Genomic DNA, 18,376 nt, shown 5'->3' on the forward strand with positions numbered 1-18,376 from the left:
TTGCAAAAATAGAATTTTTTTATTATTTTTTTACAGTTTCCTCATTTAATAATTTTTATACTCTAATTATTATACTTAATTTATCATTACCTGTTGTGTAAACAGGATGAGAATTTTCAATAATCTACATCCTTTAGTAAGAAAAAATCAATACATTCACGATAAATTTACCTCATATCTGTGTTTTATATGTGGAATTTCGAATGGAAAATTATGCAGGCAAAGAAAGAAGAATAGTGAATATAGTTACTCAACATTGGAGTGATATAAAAGGATCAGATAGAGAATGGCCAGAAAGACATGAAATAGACACTGCAGAAATCATGGAGTCATGGCAGCATTGTTTTATCATTGAAGTTAAAGATCGAGGTTATATTTGTGAAAATGCAGGAGAAAAAGCTATTGAATTTTATGGTTTTGAAAAAAAGATGTACATCGATGATAAATATGCAATTGATGCACCATTTTTGCGGCTATATAAAATAGATGCAGTTATTGATAAACTTGAGACTATAATAGAAAGTAAATGCCCAATTAACGAAGAGGAAGAAAGTGAAAGTGTTAAAATGAGACAAGTATTGTTGCCAATTGGAGATAAAGAAGGTATAACACATATACTGGGTGTGATTACATTCAAGCTGCTTTAAAATACAATTTTAATTTGATTTTTTAATAAAGTTATCTATACTCATACTTAATTACTAATAAAGAACTAAATAGTGGTGTTTGTAAATTTGTTTAGAATATGACGAAAATAAAATTAAAAACCAAATCTTCTATCAAAAAGCGCTTTCACCTTACAGCTAAGGGTAAAGTCATCTCTACTCAGTCAGGTAAAAGACATGGTATGGTAAAGAGAAGTAAATCTAATATTCGTAATCAGCGTGGTACGACGATTCTTAGTAAATCTGACTCGCGTATAGTTAAGCTTTATATGCCTTATGGTATTTAACAAAATGGAGGTAAAATAAAAATGGCTCGAGTAAAACGTGGAGTCACTACTCATGCTCGTCATAAAAAAATATTGAAACTAGCAAAGGGTTATAGAGGACGGGCAAAAAATTGTTATAGAATTGCATTACAAAGAGTTGAAAAAGCACTCCAATATGCTTACAGAGACAGAAGAACCTGTAAACGTGATTTTCGTGGTTTGTGGATAATACGTATTAATGCAGCAGTAAGAGAACATGGACTTACTTACGGTAGATTTATGCATGGTCTTAAACTTGCTGAAATTGATTTAAATAGGAAAATTCTTGCTGAGATGGCTGTTAATCATAAGGATGATTTTGCTAAATTAATAGAAATTGTAAATAGTAAGTTAGCTTAAAGCAAAAACACCATGAGAATTATTTTCATGGGGTCACCGGAGTTTGCTGTTGGTGCGTTAAACTTACTATTGAAATTACAGAGTGAAATAGTAGCAGTATATACCAAAGCTCCAAAACCTTCTGGACGTGGGCAGAGGTTAACAAAATCCCCAGTACACATCGTTGCTGAAAAAAGTGACATAGAGGTATGTACTCCTGCCTCTTTAAAATCTTCGATAGAGCAAGAAAAGTTTGGAAATTTTAAGCCAGACGTTGCAGTTGTTGCTGCGTATGGATTGATACTTCCAAAAGAAATTTTAAATATTCCCAAATATGGTTGTATTAATATTCATCCATCATTGCTGCCTAGGTGGCGCGGTGCAGCTCCGATACAGCACACAATTTTAGCCGGAGATCAAGAAACCGGAGTTAGCATTATGCAGCTAGATGAAGGATTAGATTCTGGCCCTATTTTAAAACAGAAAAAATTTCTTATTGAAAAAAGCGATAATTATAAGACGTTGTATGATAAATTGTCTGAATTAGGTAGTGATTTACTGCTGAAAGTACTAAACGAAATTGAAAAGCAAGTTCCCTTAAAACAGAGCGATAACGATGCGTGTTATGCTGACAAAGTAAAAGACTATAAAATTTACGCAAGTGACGCCTGTGAAATTGCTTATAGAAAGGTTAAAGCATTTTATCCAAAAGCATTCATTAAGGTAGAGAATAAACGTATCAAGATACTTGATGCTGAATTTGAAGCCTTCACTTCAGGACAAGGTGAGATCATTAATGATAATATGCATATAAGTTTAAAAGGTGGTACTTTAATTCCTAAAGTTGTACAAATGGAAGGAAGAAATCCTTGCGATATTAAAGACTTTGTTCGTGGCTTAAAATCAAGTTTAACAAAAAAATTTATAGAATAGACTACTTTGAAAGGAGGGTGAGGAGAGCTAAAGCAACTTCTACAATTTGGTATTCCGCTGCTTGTTAGCGGAATCTACAACAAGATACCGCGTTTTGGTGTACGAACATTGCAATTTGCAGGTAATTTGAGTAGTAGATGGTGTCATTCCAGTGCTTGACACTGGAATCCAGTTTCTATTGTACAGCCACCTGGTGTGCTCATTTAAAGTGAAGTTTTCTGATCCCAGACTGGGATGACATCTTTCTTGGTCTCTTGTATCACAATGTTCGTACAGCTATGTGCTTGTTAGCGGAATCTACAACGAGATACCGCAGTGGTATGACGTAGTAGCTATATATAGACAAATTTTCTTTTCTTAGATATAATCTTAAGAAACCTTCCATATGAAAATTAAAAGAGCTTTAATATCAGTATACGATAAGACAAATATAATTGAACTTGCATCGTTTTTGATGCAGCAACAAATAGAAATTCTCTCAACAGGGAATACTTATAAAGTGCTATCAGGTGCGGGAATAAAAACGCAAGAAGTTTCAGATTACACACAATTTCCAGAAATACTAGATGGCAGAGTGAAAACTTTACATCCTAAAATTCATGGAGGAATACTCTGTGATCGAAAAAGGCACGAAAAGGAAATGCAGAATCTAGAAATTAAGCCGATAGATCTGCTTATAACTAACTTATATCCATTTTGGAAAACGGTTAATAGCAACTCAAGTGAGAAGCAAATCATAGAACAAATAGATATAGGTGGAGTAGCATTAATTAGAGCTACAGCAAAAAACTTTCATTTCACTTCAGTGATTTCTAGCATTCAAGATTACGAAACACTGAAAGCTGAGATGATCAAAAATAACAATCAGACAACATTAGAATATAGAAAACATCTAGCAACTAAAGCATTTGCTCTGACTGCACAGTATGATTCTAATATTTACAATTGGTTTTTATCACAGGGTAAAAGCAATGAGTTACCAGAGTTTTTTACTTTATATGGATGTAAAGCACAAGGACTCAGATATGGTGAAAATCCTCATCAAAAAGCTGCATTTTATAGCAATCAATTTAGCAAGTATCCACTGGAGAAAATACATGGAAAAGAGTTGAGCTATAATAATATAGTCGACATAGAGTCTGCACTTAACATAATTTCTGAGTTTCAAGAACCTGCAGCAGTGATAATAAAGCACAATAATCCATGTGGCGCTGCTGTTAGTGATAGTGCTTTAAAAGCATATGAAAAAGCTCTATCATGTGATGAAATAAGCAGTTTTGGTGGAATAGTTGCTTTCAATCGGGAGATAGATTTAAAGCTAGCAGAGAAATTAAACGAGATATTTTTGGAAGTGGTGATAGCACCATCGGTAAACAATGAGGCACTAAAAATTTTACAAAAAAAGAAAAATTTAAGAGTGATTATTCATCAATCTCTTCAGCAAAATGCAAAATATCAAATCAAAAATGTTGTTGGCGGGTTCTTAGTGCAAGAAAATAATAACCATACAGTAAAAGTAGAAGAAATAAACCGAGTGACAGAATGCACTACAACAAAAAAAGAGAAGGAAGATCTTATTTTTGCTTGGAAAATATGTAAACATGTAAAATCCAATGCAATAGTGATAGCAAAAGACGGTTGTGCTATTGGCATCGGTGCAGGACAAACAAGCAGAATAGATAGTGTGAATATTGCAGTAAAAAAAGCAGGTGAAAAATGTAAAGGCGCAGCGCTTGCTTCGGATGCATTTTTTCCATTTCCAGATAGTATAGTAGAAAGTGCAAAGCATGGAATTACAGCTATAATTCAGCCAGGTGGCTCATTGAAAGATCAAGACGTGATAGCAGCTGCAAATGAGAATAAAATTGCCATGTTTTTCACTGATGTTCGTAACTTTCTCCATTAAGCTTTGTATCCTGTCAAAATTATACCCACACAGGGCTTTGTTGCATAGCAGCTTATAGGTATGAAAATTGTAGTAAATTTATGTAGTTACTTTAAACTCAACTATACCTATCTGTAATTGTAAGCTGTACTCTTGAGCTCCTGATGCGATTTATAGCAAATCCTAAAATGCCTTGCTGTTTTTCCTTATAGACATTCAGCTTACCTTGTACATTAGCCTATCTGGATGACATTTTACTTTTTCTAGAATATAATAATTCCCTAGAAATTACCCTACTCAATTCTATTGTACCTTGTTTAACATTGAAACATGAGTCTGGAATCTAGAAATTTTTTAAGAACAAAAGTTATTCTAAGTTTTTGTTGGTAAGAAAGACTGGATTACAGCTCCATGCACTGGAATGATATCTAGGTCTAAAGTCTACATAAAAATCGTTTACAATCGGCGTTCAATGTGATAAGTTGAAAGCAGTTTATTCCTCGGTAGCTCAGTGGTAGAGCAGTTGGCTGTTAACCAATTGGTCGCTGGTTCGAATCCGGCCCGGGGAGCACTATTTTATACAATCTGTACATTTCACTTTTAGCCCAAAATTCACTACCTTTTTTTGTCTCTTAAACAGACAAAACGTGTGAAGTTATATAGGTTTAAAGCCTTTACTGTCAAAATGCAAAGATGTCTGCGCTTCACTTAGCTTGCTATCTGGCTCCTCTCCTATTTTTCTTTTATTACATTTCCTTTTTAATTGAGGAAGGACATTTTTTGGCAATGTTTCATCAATACTGCAATAATTGTAAATGAGCGAAGTAAGACGCACCAAATTTCCACTCGCCAAAGTCTGTACATCTCTGTAATTAATGCTGTTATCATATACTTTAAGTGTAATAAGATTTTTAAGATTTCCACTTGCTAAAGCCTCTGCACCTTCATTACTGATTTCATTCCATCCTAAACTCAGTAAAGTAAGCTTTTGAAGGTTTCCACTTGCTAAAGCTTTTGCCCCCCTATCGCTAATTTTATTATCATATAATTTAAGCTCAGTAAGACTTGTAAGATTTCCACTGGCTAAAGCCTCTACACCTTCATCACCAATTTCGTTTCCTCCTAAATCAAGCGAAGTAAGATTTATAAGATTCCCGCTTGCTAAAATCTTTGCACCTTCTGTACCAACATAACTGCAACTTAGATCAAGTGAAGTAAGATGAGAAAGCTGAGCTAATTCTTTTATAACCTCATAATTAATTTTTGAACATCGTAAAATAAGTCTTGTAATGTTTGTATTGTTTTTTAAAAAGTTTACTAATCTATCAACATTAATTATAGCACCTGATGTTGCTAAAGTATTATCCTTTACATATTGACTATAACTCATTTGACCTCACTATTAAAGCTATGCAAGTGTTTTAGTAAACACTTCAGCAACTGTCAATCACTTTAATAAAATATTTTATGAAAAACTTCATATACCATTGCCTCCAAGCAGCTTTTTCTATCTCTTATTTTAACACAAAAGTTGTGAGAAGAGTTTGTTTTTGGTACCATTGAGGGTTTCGATGTTAACTTTTATATGAACTTTAAATCAGTCGTTTTATGTATACTAGATGGCTGGGGTAATGGAATAGAAAATAGTAAATACAATGCTATTAGCAATTCAAATCCACCTTGTTGGCAACATATTAGCTCTAATTATCCAAAGTGCAGTTTATCTGCCTGTGGAACTGATGTTGGATTACCAGAAGGCCAAATAGGCAATTCAGAAGTTGGTCACATGAATATTGGTAGCGGTAGAGTGGTAATGCAAAGCCTTCAGCGTATTAATCAAGCAATCGAAACGATAGAAAATAATACAAATCTACAGAATTTTATTAATGATCTAAAAAGTAAGAATGGCATATGCCATATAATGGGATTGATATCAGATGGCGGTGTTCATTCGCATCAAAAGCACATTTCAGCTTTAGCAAACAAGATATCACAGCGCGGAATTAAAGTTGTAATACACGCATTTTTAGATGGCAGAGACACACTGCTAAATTCAGGGAAAAGATGCATTCAAGAATTTACAGAAAGCATAAAGGAAAATGATATAAGAATCGCCACTCTCTCTGGGCGTTATTATGCTATGGACCGTGATAATAGGTGGGAAAGAACAATTGAAGCTTATGAAGCCATCGCATTTGCAAAGGCGCCTCGTTATGATGATGCAGTATCGCTTATTGATGAAAATTATCAAAATAATATAACCGATGAATTTATCAGGCCCGCAATAATAGGCGATTATCAAGGTATAAAACCAGAAGATGGATTGCTATTGGCTAACTTTCGTGCTGATCGAATGATACAATTGGCAAGTATTTGTCTTGGTAAAGCAGGCTATACTGAAGTGGCAAAATTCTCTTCAATTTTAAGTATGATGCAATATAAAGCGGACTTAAAAATCCCTTATCTCTTTCCTCCTGAATCTTTTGCCAACACTTTGGGACAGATAATAGAAGACAATAAATTACGGCAACTGCGCATTGCAGAAACTGAGAAATATGCGCATGTGACTTTCTTTTTTAATTGTGGAAGAGAAGAACCTTTTTCTGGTGAAGAAAGAATACTCATTCCTTCACCAAAAGTTAAAACTTATGACCTGCAGCCTGAAATGTCAGCCTTTGAGCTCACAGAAGAGCTTGTAAAAAAAATTCATTCTCAAGAATTTGCGCTGATAGTTGTAAACTACGCTAACCCTGATATGGTGGGACACACAGGTAATATAAAAGCAGCCGAGCAAGCTGTGCTCGCTGTAGATGATTGCCTTGCAAAAGTACTCAGCGTTGTCAAAGAAGTGGGTAATACTGCACTCATTGTTACAGCAGACCATGGTAATGTGGAATGTATGTTCGATGAAGAAAATAATACACCTCACACAGCTCACACTTTAAATAAAGTGCCATTTATTATATCTTGTGACAATTTAAAACTAAGAGATGGAAAATTATCTGATATTGCTCCTACTATTTTACAGCTACTTGGGCTCAAAAAGCCAAACGAGATGACAGGTAGTTCGTTAGTGCGTTCCATGTTGCTATAACTCTATTGTTAAGGGTTGAGGAAATAAAACACTGTGTATAGAAGATAGCATATCTATTTGCTGCTCTAAATGATCATGCTCAGCTTCCACATTAGAGTACCGAATATTATTCTTCCCTACATATACAGATAAAGAACCATCATCTTCAACTGCTTTGTTATTTTGCAATACTATATTAAAAATTTCTTTCTGTTTTAAAGCATCGAACCAATCTTCAACTGTCGTATAGAAAAACTCACCCGTTCCACTTTCCGGACACACTTCTGGAGAAATCTTTAGCACATCATGAGAAAGTGGTGGAGAAAAATAGCTCTTGAATGAGTAGCTGGGAGAATTGTAGTTATTGTGCAGAGCGATAACGTGATCTTGACCAGGAAGTAAAAAATCTAAAATTCTTTCTGCAAAGTTTCTAACAGCTCTCAAAGCATCTTCTGAAACACTGCCAAACTCTCTTAAGCTAGCTTCTGCACCTACATCATCAAACATGCGATTGGGATCGAATTCATACCGCTCACCATTTAAGTAAAATTCTACATTACGCGGAGTACCATCACCATGAGTAATGTATAGCATTCTTCCACCAAACTGCTGGAGTATATGCTCACCAGCCCCTTTTGAAGTTACTTCATTTTGATGCACATTAATAAAATTGATCCCACTTGTATCGCTACTTTTAATAAAAAGCTTAACCGTGGTATCACCCAACGCTAGATCATATTCTTTAGTGTCGATGTTTGACATTCCGCTGCTATCAATAATCAAAGCAAAAAATAGTACAAATTTTACTTTATGTTAGTTATAAGCTTTTATTTTTAAATTTTTTGCTGTCAACATTAATGATTCATCAAAGAAGCTATTAATATCACCAATACTATCTATATTTTTCACACTGATAGATTGGTCAATTCTTTTAACTAGATTAGATAAAACTTTGTTAGGGCCAACTTCAACAAACTTATTAGTGCCATGGCTTATCATATATAAAACCATCTCTCTCCATCTTACTCTACTTACAACTTGCTTAGCGAGCAAAGCTCTTATGATCTCTGGATCACTTTCTTCCTTAGCTGTAACGTTTGATACAAAAGGAATCGAAGGGCGAGTTATGTTGATGCTTTTTAAAAATTCCAGAAGTTTTTCATCAGCAGGTTTCATAAAAGATGAGTGAAAAGGCCCACTAACTTGTAATTTTATCATTTTCTTGACACTTGAGTTTTTGAATAAATCAGGTAAGACCTCAAGAGCCTCTGCAGTACCACTCACCACTACCTGCCCACCACCATTATCGTTTGCAATTTCACAATCAATTTGAGCTGATTTTAATATACCTTCTACTTCACTTATTTCTGCTCCAAGTAGAGCAAACATTCCACCTTTGCATTTTAGTGAAGCTTCATGCATTGCTTCGCTACGAACTTTTAGCAATTTGACCGCAGACTCAAGCGTCAATGCCCCTGCAGCACACAGCGCTGTATACTCGCCAACTGAATGCCCACAAACATACTGAACGCTGTAAAGAGATTCACCAAATACGTGCTTCATAACACGTAGCGTTGCAATTGACACTGCCATTATAGCTGGCTGAGCGTTTTCCGTGATGGTTAATTTCTCAATAGGGCCATTGAAAATCAAATGAGACAGCTTTCTACCCAATATGTCATCTACTTCATCAAATACGTTCCTTGCAACTGAAAATTCATCATATAAGCTCTTTCCCATTCCTACAAATTGGGAGCCCTGACCAGGAAAAGCAAAAATCATAAAAAATTTTTCATTCTTCATTGAGAATACTACTTTATTTATTTTTTGTCAATATTTCACAATAATGATTGACCAAATGAACCAGATTCACTAAAATCTTAGCTGGTAAGAAATTTGTAAGAACAATGGCAGAAATCGACTATCACAAAGTTACTATAGTTATGACAGATGGTCAAGAGTTTGAAACTTATTCCACTTATGGAAAAGAAGGTCAAAGAATAAAGCTTGATAGAGATCCTCTTACTCATCCTGCATGGACTGGAAGTTTGACAAGCGGTTCAGGGGAGAAGGATAGTAAAATAGCTAAGTTTAATGATAAATACGGGAGTCTTTTTTAGTTCCTCCCCTCTTTATTTAACATGTATAAATATAAAAATGTAGGCTATATTGCTTCTTCGCTACCCAAGTCTCAGGAAGTATCTAAACTACTACAGAAACTCAATTTTATCAATATAGCAGAAGCAGGTAAGCATGAAGTTGATCTGCTGATAGTTGTTGGTGGCGATGGTTTTATGCTACGCACCCTACACAACTACGTCATAGGAAATAAAGATATACATGTGTATGGAATAAATACCGGTAACGTCGGATTTTTGATGAATAAATGCTTTGAAGATCTAATTGATCATATAGAACATGCAGTTCCTACTCAGCTAACTTTACTAAAAATGGAAGCCACAGACATAAGTGGCAAAAAACACCATTACATCGCAGTAAATGAAGTGTATGTCTTTAGAAATGCAAATCAAATAGTGGAGATGAATATTACCATTAATGATAAGCTAAAAGTAGAAAAATTCAGAGGAGATGGAATTATATTGTCTACCCCCACAGGTAGCACTGCATATAACTTCTCTGCCGGTGGGCCAATCTTACCACTTAATTCAAATTTACTTGCACTGACTTCCATTAATAGCTACTACCCAAGGCGTTGGAATGGAGCGCTAATCTCAAATGATACAATAGTGCAAACTGATATCAATGATGTGAAAAATCGTCCAGCACTTGTAGTATCAGATTACAAGGAATTTCACGACATATCGCAGGTAAAAATACAGAAAGATCACGAAAATACAGTCACTCTACTTTTTGACAAAGATTGCCCTTTGAATGAAAGGATCTTTGATCAGCAGTTCTTATACTAATATTTATTCTTAAATTAGTATTCACTATATCTTAATAACTATAGCGTAATCAACATAACATTGTAATTAATTTTGGAGCGAATATGCCTGGATCAGGAAATAAAGATAACGTCACACTGGTTTCTCATACAACGGAAGGTGAAAATAGTGCAGCAACTCCACCAATACCATCACCTAGAAAGACAGCGTTACAAACAAATTCGGCTAGCGAATCAAGTTCTGATGAAGAAAGGCAAAAAGAATCGAATGTTGCAAATACAGAAACTATTTATGCATCCATAGAGCCAAATACAAAATCTTCAAAAAAGAGTTCAGATAGTGTATCAGCTAGCAGATCATCTTCTCCTCTACCATCATATCAAACAGACGGCTCTGAAAATTCTTTGCTTGGAGATAATAAAAAAACAAACAGATTTTTACAGAAAGTAAAATATACGATGCAAAAGAAGAAAGTTACAATGCCTTTCGTAGGTCTTATTACGGCATGTTGTATTACGTCAATCGTTTTAGCTGTGAAGCAAAGAGAATTCATTGGATTCATCGGCAGCATAAATCCTGTTACTATATTTGTCGGAGTATTAGCGTCTTGTTTAGTCTTGGGAATTACGTGGGAACTTATGCAAGCAGTCCGTACTAAGGAGCACAAGATTACAAAAAGAGACACTCAAGAAGTTTTAGGTGAGATATTAGATACACTTAAGCAAGATGAGAAATGCATCAAGTCTTTGGTATTAAAATATAGCAACGGTAATCGTGTTTACTTTACGTTTCACTCTCTTCCAGAAAAAGCAAAAAGTAATTCAAACATCGTAGAACTTACAGGCCAGCCAATCTATTACAAGAGTAAAGTAAATTCATTAATCAATGATAGAATATGGCTTCCTATCTTAGGAACAGTTCTTATTACTGGAAACATAACCTTCCCTTTAGCACTTTATTCAACAGGTGGTTTGAGCAATATAGTAAATTCATACACAAATCCTACTATTTACTGGCCAATCGTTGCAATTTCAGGCACTCTACTGCTTTTCACTTTAGCTTGCACAATTCATCATTGGAGCAAAACTGATTTTAAAGATTATTTGTTATTACATAAACAAAATGCTAATAGTGAAAATCCTAATGAAACAGCTATTAAAACTGTAAAAAGCAGTCAAGAAAAGATTAGTTCAAAATTGTTACAAGTAGTTGCTGAACGATGTGGCCATCCAGATATTACTTATATTATTAATTAAATCTGGCTCGTACTTCTTTTTATCGCTATTCCAGTACTGTAACTGCAACGTTTTGAAGATTTACACTTGCTAAGACCTTGCTATTTTGATAGCTTGAGATGATGAAAAGGAAGGGGTTTGTTTATGAAAAAAGGTTTAATATTTATATCTTTAGTAGCGGCTTTATTGATAGTCGTTAATTTTTTATATAAAAATAGCGGAATTGATGATTCACAAGTAGTAAACGTTTATTCATCTCGTAAAGAAGAATTAGTACATAGTTTGTTTGATGATTTTACAAAAACCACTGGCATCAAGGTACGTTATATCATTGACGATTATTCCCAATTGCTTTCACGTATGGAAAATGGCGGTGAAGCTGATTTGTTTTTAACTGCAGATGCAGTGAATTTGATTTTAGCCAAAAAAAGAGGGCTCTTATCTCAAGTGGATTCAGAGACTCTAAAAAATGCCATACCTGCAAAATTTAGAGATAATGAAGATTATTGGTTTGGTCTCACAAAAAGAGCTAGAATATTGGTTTACAATAAAGAATCAGTAGATCCTAAGGAATTAAGTACCTATGAAGATTTAGCGAATGAAAAATGGAAAGGGAAAATATTAGTACGCTCTTCCACAAGTCCATATAACCGATCATTGATCGCTTTTATGATTGCAAAAAATGGTTTTGAAAAAACAAAAGAATGGGTGAGTGGAATTGTAAGCAACATGGCAAGAAAACCAAGCGGTGGTGACACAGATCAAATTTATGCTGTAGCCGCTGGTGAAGGCAATGTTGCAATAGTAAATAGCTACTACTTTGCAAGAATCCTTTCATCAGAAAATAAAAAGAATATCACAGAAAAGTTAGGAGCTTTCTTTCCGAGTGATGGTGTAATGGTGAATATTAGTGGTGCAGCAGTAACAAAAAACGCAAAACACAGAGAAAATGCCATAGCTTTATTGGAGTTTTTTGTAAGCAAACAGGCTCAAGAGCTATATGCTAAAAAAAATCAAGAATATCCTATTGTTGAAGGTATTGAAACTTCTGATGTGTTAAAATCTTGGGGAAATTACCTACAAAGTACTCTGCCTATAAGTGAGCTTGAGAAGCATCTCTTTGAGGCTGTTATGATAGCAGATGAATGTAAGTGGAAATAAAATTTTATAGCTTCCTTCTACTTTACTTTAGAGTTGTGTAATTGAAATTAAGAAAGTAGAATAAGCTCAAAAAAGGAGCTATGGACAAGAGAAGGAATTTATTAAATATCTCAGACCTCACAATCGGTGATGTAGAAAATATAACTAAATTAGCCAACCAATACCTTGAAGAAAAAGTTGAAAATAGTCATGTTCTGAAAAATAAAATAGTCATAAACCTATTCTTTGAAGATTCAACACGTACGCTCGCATCTTTTGAAATAGCAGCAAAAAGCCTTGGAGCAAATGTTATAACTTTACCAATAAAATCTTCTTCTATTAACAAAGGGGAAGATCTAAAAGATATGATAAAAACACTAAATACAATGAATCCTGACTATATGATAATCAGGCATAAAAGTAGTGGTATTATTAATACATTGGCAAAGCATGTCAACTGCTCGCTAATCAACGCAGGCGATGGAAGCAGTGAACACCCAACTCAAGCTCTTGCAGATTATCTCGTAATTATCAGTCATAAAAAGCAAATAAAAAACCTCAAAATTGTGATATGTGGAGATATTTTGCACAGTAGAGTTGCAAGATCAAATATAAGATTGCTAAAAATGTTTGGAGCAAAAATAAGCTTAGTTGCACCACCAGCTTTGATTTGCAAGCATCTTCCTGAAGTAGATTCACTTCACTATTCATTAATCGAAGGTATAAAGGATGCTGACGTAATTATGCTTTTAAGATTGCAAAAAGAGCGCATGAATAATAATTATTCAGAAAAAGAATATTTTCACTTGTATGGACTTGATGCACAAAAACTATCGCACGCAAAACCAGATGCAATTGTTATGCACCCAGGACCAATAAATAGAGGTATCGAAATTAGCAATGATATAGCAGATTGTGTTATTTTACAGCAAGTAAAGTTTGGATTAGCAACGCGTAAGGCAGTACTGCACTATTTAATAAATGTTTAAGTTAAAAATTAATGTTTAAGGAATTTTAGACATAATGACCCTCCTATAAAGAAAAGATTTAGAAAAATATAACACACCTTATGACAGAAATTAAGCGTACGTGTACGCACTGAAGTAGACTGTGCTATATTTTTGTATCCGTTCAGCAGAGTGGTTTAAGAAACGATAGATAGAAGATTGTGAAAAGGGTTTAGCCTCCTCTGTTTCCATGTTAAGTATAACGAAATTATTTGCTCAAGGAATGAGTTTCCTCGTTCTGATTGTGTAAAATATGAATTTTTGCGATAAACGACATAATGCCGTATTTGCCGTTCAGCGTGATTATTTGTCAGCGGAGTATTTTCTGGGTCATCTAAAAATTTCCACATCATTCTTTCAGATTTCAAAATATTCTTTGCAACTCGAGACGCTCCAATTGCTTCAGGTAAGCGAGATATTTCCTTCAAATAATACCTTGTACGTTTTCGCAATTTCTTGGCACGTCTAATAAATCTTGAAACATCTATCTCATTTTTTAGTAAAGCTTTTTTCAGTGCAAATAACTCAGTGGCTACATTTCTCAAGTAACAGCCCAGAACTTTAACTTCAAATTTCCAACTATGCGCTAATCTTTCAAAATCCCTTGCTAAGTGTGCCCAACAGATTTGCCTTCTTTCATCAGCAAAGTAGTTGTATGCTGCATATCTGTCGGTTACTACCAAGCTATTACGATTGCAGCATACACTATTTTTTAAAACTTTCATTCCCCTTGACTCTGTCAACTTCACAAAACTTGCCGTATTGCTTGCAAACATCCAACACCAAGCGAGTTTACCTTTGTTATAATGGCTCGTTTCATCAATATGTAGAACTTTACTCCTACTTATCTCTTGTTCGATCTGCTCATACATTTTTTTGCATTTTGAAGCAACTCTATGTTCACTATTTGATATGCTACCGACGCTTATGTTCAAATTGAAGATATCATTTATGATGCTAGCTACTTCGCGCTTTGAATTTTTATAAAACCCACTGAGTGCTGCAACTACTGACTTAACCCTTGGGCCAAATGTATCTGGCGTAACACCCTCTGGTAACTTGCTACTTCTTCTTTTTCCGCATCTCTGACAACGGCCATGTTCCAACTGATATTCCATTACATAAGCCTTAATCTCCGGAAGATCTACTTTCTGATGAATATAAGGTTTTTCGCATATTGCAATCTTCCCTCCGCATTCGCAAGTAGGTGACAACTCTATCTTTATCACCTCATCTGCTTCCATTTTAGCACGATAATTACCCTTATGCCCAACTTGACCACCAATCTTTCTTTCGCTTTTTGGCTTTTCCTTTTTCATTTTGTATAATTCTTTTGAATTGGGAATTGATGAGTTTTTTGAATTTAAACCTAGCCTTTCCTTTAATTCAGCGTTCTCTATCTTTAAAGCCTCATGCTCTGCTTTTAAACTTTCATTCTCTCTTTCCAATCTTTCTATTTTTGCTTCTAACTTTTCTATTTTTTGCTGTAAATTTTTGCAGAGTTCTAAAAGGTTTACCATATTACCTCATATTTACCCTATGATTATCTTTATTATCTTGCTTTGTCTACCTTATTTTGCCGCTCTGCTGAACGGACACATATTTTTTATTGAGAAATTAATTGAAAAGTCTGCAGACTTGAATAAGGTGGATTTCGAGCTCTAAAATACCCTCATTTTTACTGATAATAATCAACTTACCAAATGTGTCAAGTATTTTTTTGCATTTAATTTACAACTACGAACGTTTATTTGCAAAAAATACTATAAACATAAAATGATAGATGTCATAAAAGTAGCCAGCACTGGCATCCAGTTAAATTTGTGAGTTAAAAGTTATGCTAAAATATAACGTTTCTAATGATGATGGAAAATGGATCCCAGTGTCGGAGCACTGGGATGACATTGTTTAGTACGCAAATTACCACAATGTTCATACAGCTGTATACTGATTTCTTTAATGTCCGTACAGTTGTATGTCAGCTACTCGAATGACAATTTCAGATAAAACCTAGATAAAAGAGAAAAATAAATTTTTACATAATCATACTTGTACAATAACTAAAGCACTTTTTACTGTAGATTAATCATTTGATTATAGTATCATTTTAATTAAGCCTATATTTGCAATGTTTATGAAATATAAAGCATTCTTCATACTATTAATTGTTATATCTAACCTGCTTGCTGCAGAACAGCCTGAAGAAAATAAAAATGAAAGCAGTATAAATCAAGAAGACGTATCGAAAAGCAACACTGATGCTGAAAAAACTTCTCCGCTTCTGAGCGAACTCAAAGAAATCACAGACCCAACAAATGTAATCAATGAAGAAGTACCTTCAAGTAATCAAACAAACCTACAGTCTGAAGAGGAGACTAATATAAAAGATACCAAAGCTCTAACAAGTCCTTTATCAGAAGAAAAAAAAGAAGAACCTGAAGAGAAGAAAATCAGTCACAATAATCAAACAAACCTACAGCCTGAAGAGGAGATTAGCAAAAAAGACACCGAACTTTCAACAAGCCAATTAACAGAGAAAAAGAAAGAAGAACAGCCTGACAATATAACACCTGTGAACAAAAAAAATGAAAAAAGCGAAAAATGGACAAAGCTAAACAAAGAAATAAAAAAACATAAAAGCAAGTCTATATATAAAAGACAATATGATAGCCTAAATGAGCACCTTCCTAAAACTATATTTACTGATGATTACAGTAAGCAATTTTTTTACTGCATCAAGAAGGGCAACTTAATTTGTCTAAGAGGAGTAATAAATAAGCTAGAAAAAATTGGATTAACAATTCAAGAAATACTAAGATTTAGAAATAAATTGGGTGATACTCCTCTAATTTATGCAGTGAAACAAGGTGAAATAGACACAGTTCGCTTTCTCTTATTACAAGGTGCTGATCCTAGAGTAGTTGATAATAATTTTAAGTCCCCTATTGAAATAGCAATCGAAAGGAATCAGATCAACATAATAAACGCAATTGCCGAAATGATGCCATACCTTTTAGAGGATAAAGAAATAAACAATCAAGAAAACTCAGAGATGTATAACTTTGCTATAAAAATAAAAGAAAACACGTGTGATGCAAAAGATAATTAGACTTTTGATATTAATTTTAGTTGGTCATTTATGCTATGGAGATGATGCAATCAATGATTTTTTAAGCGCTCTGCATGATGTAAAATACGTATCTTACAATACAAAAGATTTTGCTAAATTTTTAGTACAGTGTAATAAAGCCAGCATACCACAAGATTTTAAGAAAGGTTTTGGTCCTAATTTAAATGGTGCTAATTTTAGTCAATTGTATTTAAGCAAATCTATTTTTGATGGAGTAAGTTTAATTGGTGCCGATTTTTCTAACACCGATTTATCAGATGTGTCTTTTATCGATGTTGATTTACGTGGTGCCAATTTTTCCAATGCTAATTTACATGGCGTTAAAATAAAAGGCACAAATTTAAGTTTTTCAAAATTTGCTTCTACAAATTTAACAGATATCATATTTGATCAGTCTAATATCAGTTATGCTGATTTTATCAATTCTAATCTCAACAAAGTAAGTATGCGTAATATAATTGGTTTGCATACCAAGTTTTTGAATGTAAAAATGAATTTCTCCAATTTATCAAACTCAAGTGCCAGCTACATCAATTTTAGTGATAGTGAAATAAACGACACTGTTATGCAGAAAAATAATTTCGACAACGCAAGTTTCTTTGGAGTGGATGCACATAAGCTCAAGGTACAATTTTCTTCATTAAAAAATGCTAACATATATGGTGCAGAAATAAAAAAATCGGATTTTACAGGTAGCAATCTTTCAAACGCCTATTTTAATTCTTCCATTATAGTCAACAGTAATTTCGAAAAAGCCAATTTAAGCAATTCACAAATTTCCTATGTGAAAGGGGATAATTCAAACTTCATTAAATCTATACTAAATGGTTCCAAGATAAAACATGCATATGTTTTCGAATCAGACCTTCAGGATGCTGACTTATCTAATATTGATTTTAGTTTTAGTGAATTGTATAAAGTTAACGCCTATGATGCTAACATTTGTCACGGAAAGTTTCATAATACTAAAGTTGTGAATTCTGACATGAATGGTTCGTTCTTTGACCATTCATTGTTTACCTCTGCAAAAATAGAAGATTCAGATCTTTCCACAACTTCAATGTATAAGACAAAAATTCAAGACTCTCAAATTTATAATAGTACTCTTTCCCACCATAATATGGATTCGAGTGAGATAGAAAATTCAATATTCTTCAAATTATTAGCTGATAATTCGAGCTGGTCTAACTTAAAAGTCACTAATTCAAATTTTATTGAAAGTGATTTCAAATCCTCCGTGTTTTATGATAATACCTTTAGAAAGACTAGTTTTTTTCTTAGCAATTTGAGTGATTCGACAATAAGTGATATGTCTTTTCTCTCTTCAAGCATATATAAAAGTTCAATTGCTGATATTCATTTAACAGATTGCAAATTTGATAATTCAATTTTGATTGACAATCAGGGACAGAGCAAAATTACAAATCTAGAGAATGCCATAACTTCAATTAAAGATCTGCAAGAGAAAATATCGCAGGGCAAAAAATTTGATGTAAATTATTCTTACTTTGAGTTTAAGGATATGAATTTAGAAAATGCTAATTTTTCTAATTCAATATTAAGTAGAGCAAAGTTTGTAAACGTTAATTTGAATAAGGCAAATCTTGAAAAAGCCGATTTACGTTATACTGTCTTTGATAATTCCTCTCTTATTGATGCCAATTTATCAAATTCTAATTTAGAGGGCTCTAGTCTTTTAAACTTTGATTCAAAAAATACAAAGTCTTAAAAAAGCTCTATAATGTACTTGTTAAATAA

At 33.7% G+C, this 18,376-nt stretch carries 17 protein-coding genes and 1 tRNA gene; 14 read left to right on the plus strand and 4 right to left on the minus strand.

Features of this window, described 5'->3' with window-relative positions:
• Nucleotides 1–203: 203 nt before the first annotated feature.
• The 6 genes from ACE38P_RS02905 (at nucleotide 204) to ACE38P_RS02935 (ending at nucleotide 4,696) form a co-directional block, all read left to right on the plus strand.
• On the plus strand, nucleotides 204–647 hold the full coding sequence (locus ACE38P_RS02905) for a PAS domain-containing protein (RefSeq protein WP_374699463.1): 444 nt from the start codon (nucleotides 204–206) through the stop codon (nucleotides 645–647).
• A gap of 98 nt (nucleotides 648–745) precedes the next feature.
• Nucleotides 746–952 (plus strand): 50S ribosomal protein L35, encoded by a 207-nt coding sequence (gene rpmI / locus ACE38P_RS02910; RefSeq protein ID WP_374699464.1) that lies wholly within the window; start codon nucleotides 746–748, stop codon nucleotides 950–952.
• Between the two features lie 21 nt (nucleotides 953–973).
• On the plus strand, nucleotides 974–1,330 hold the full coding sequence (rplT, locus tag ACE38P_RS02915) for a 50S ribosomal protein L20 (RefSeq protein WP_063630562.1): 357 nt from the start codon (nucleotides 974–976) through the stop codon (nucleotides 1,328–1,330).
• Nucleotides 1,331–1,342: 12 nt separating this feature from the next.
• Entirely contained in the window at nucleotides 1,343–2,242 is a 900-nt protein-coding gene (gene fmt / locus ACE38P_RS02920; protein WP_064085375.1) for a methionyl-tRNA formyltransferase, read from the plus strand.
• A 385-nt stretch (nucleotides 2,243–2,627) separates the two neighbouring features.
• Nucleotides 2,628–4,148, plus strand: a complete 1,521-nt coding sequence (gene purH / locus ACE38P_RS02930) for a bifunctional phosphoribosylaminoimidazolecarboxamide formyltransferase/IMP cyclohydrolase (protein WP_006013536.1) — start codon at nucleotides 2,628–2,630, stop codon at nucleotides 4,146–4,148.
• 476 nt (nucleotides 4,149–4,624) lie between these two features.
• Nucleotides 4,625–4,696, plus strand: a tRNA-Asn gene (locus ACE38P_RS02935).
• A gap of 86 nt (nucleotides 4,697–4,782) precedes the next feature.
• Here ACE38P_RS02935 and ACE38P_RS02940 read toward each other — a convergent pair.
• Nucleotides 4,783–5,517 (minus strand): hypothetical protein, encoded by a 735-nt coding sequence (locus ACE38P_RS02940; protein ID WP_374699465.1) that lies wholly within the window; start codon nucleotides 5,515–5,517, stop codon nucleotides 4,783–4,785.
• A gap of 195 nt (nucleotides 5,518–5,712) precedes the next feature.
• Between ACE38P_RS02940 and gpmI the strand changes: the two genes are divergently transcribed.
• Complete coding sequence (gene gpmI, locus ACE38P_RS02945) at nucleotides 5,713–7,221, plus strand: 2,3-bisphosphoglycerate-independent phosphoglycerate mutase (protein WP_374699466.1); 1,509 nt, start codon at nucleotides 5,713–5,715, stop codon at nucleotides 7,219–7,221.
• Here the strand turns inward: gpmI and ACE38P_RS02950 are convergent.
• On the minus strand, nucleotides 7,216–7,962 hold the full coding sequence (locus ACE38P_RS02950) for a hypothetical protein (RefSeq protein WP_007302088.1): 747 nt from the start codon (nucleotides 7,960–7,962) through the stop codon (nucleotides 7,216–7,218). The two genes, gpmI and ACE38P_RS02950, sit on opposite strands and share 6 nt — an antisense overlap.
• Nucleotides 7,963–8,013: 51 nt before the next feature.
• Nucleotides 8,014–8,982: an ACP S-malonyltransferase gene (gene fabD / locus ACE38P_RS02955; RefSeq protein WP_264704653.1), complete on the minus strand. Its 969-nt coding sequence runs from the start codon at nucleotides 8,980–8,982 to the stop codon at nucleotides 8,014–8,016.
• Between the two features lie 125 nt (nucleotides 8,983–9,107).
• On the opposite strand from fabD, the gene rpmE reads away from it, so the two are divergent.
• The 5 genes from rpmE (at nucleotide 9,108) to ACE38P_RS02980 (ending at nucleotide 13,470) form a co-directional block, all read left to right on the plus strand.
• Entirely contained in the window at nucleotides 9,108–9,320 is a 213-nt protein-coding gene (gene rpmE, locus ACE38P_RS02960; protein WP_006013575.1) for a 50S ribosomal protein L31, read from the plus strand.
• 21 nt (nucleotides 9,321–9,341) lie between these two features.
• A complete protein-coding gene (locus tag ACE38P_RS02965) occupies nucleotides 9,342–10,127 on the plus strand; it encodes an NAD kinase (protein ID WP_374699467.1) in 786 nt (261 codons plus the stop codon).
• Between the two features lie 83 nt (nucleotides 10,128–10,210).
• Nucleotides 10,211–11,362, plus strand: a complete 1,152-nt coding sequence (locus ACE38P_RS02970) for a hypothetical protein (protein ID WP_374699468.1) — start codon at nucleotides 10,211–10,213, stop codon at nucleotides 11,360–11,362.
• A 123-nt stretch (nucleotides 11,363–11,485) separates the two neighbouring features.
• Nucleotides 11,486–12,502, plus strand: coding sequence for a Fe(3+) ABC transporter substrate-binding protein (locus tag ACE38P_RS02975; protein ID WP_007302093.1), 1,017 nt, complete (start codon nucleotides 11,486–11,488; stop codon nucleotides 12,500–12,502).
• An 80-nt stretch (nucleotides 12,503–12,582) separates the two neighbouring features.
• Entirely contained in the window at nucleotides 12,583–13,470 is an 888-nt protein-coding gene (locus ACE38P_RS02980; protein WP_374699469.1) for an aspartate carbamoyltransferase catalytic subunit, read from the plus strand.
• Nucleotides 13,471–13,625: 155 nt separating this feature from the next.
• Here ACE38P_RS02980 and tnpC read toward each other — a convergent pair whose 3' ends face one another.
• Nucleotides 13,626–15,008 carry an IS66 family transposase gene (gene tnpC / locus ACE38P_RS02985; protein WP_374699286.1) on the minus strand — a complete coding sequence of 461 codons (1,383 nt, stop codon included), beginning with the start codon at nucleotides 15,006–15,008 and terminating at the stop codon, nucleotides 13,626–13,628.
• Nucleotides 15,009–15,622: 614 nt separating this feature from the next.
• Here tnpC and ACE38P_RS02990 point away from each other — a divergent pair.
• Complete coding sequence (locus ACE38P_RS02990; RefSeq protein ID WP_374699470.1) at nucleotides 15,623–16,597, plus strand: ankyrin repeat domain-containing protein; 975 nt, start codon at nucleotides 15,623–15,625, stop codon at nucleotides 16,595–16,597.
• Entirely contained in the window at nucleotides 16,581–18,347 is a 1,767-nt protein-coding gene (locus ACE38P_RS02995) for a pentapeptide repeat-containing protein (protein ID WP_374699471.1), read from the plus strand. The genes ACE38P_RS02990 and ACE38P_RS02995 overlap by 17 nt, the downstream gene beginning before the upstream one ends.
• Nucleotides 18,348–18,376: the final 29 nt, after the last annotated feature.

The sequence above is a fragment of the Wolbachia endosymbiont (group A) of Limnophora tigrina genome (assembly GCF_964263225.1).
Classification (GTDB): Bacteria; Pseudomonadota; Alphaproteobacteria; order Rickettsiales; family Anaplasmataceae; genus Wolbachia.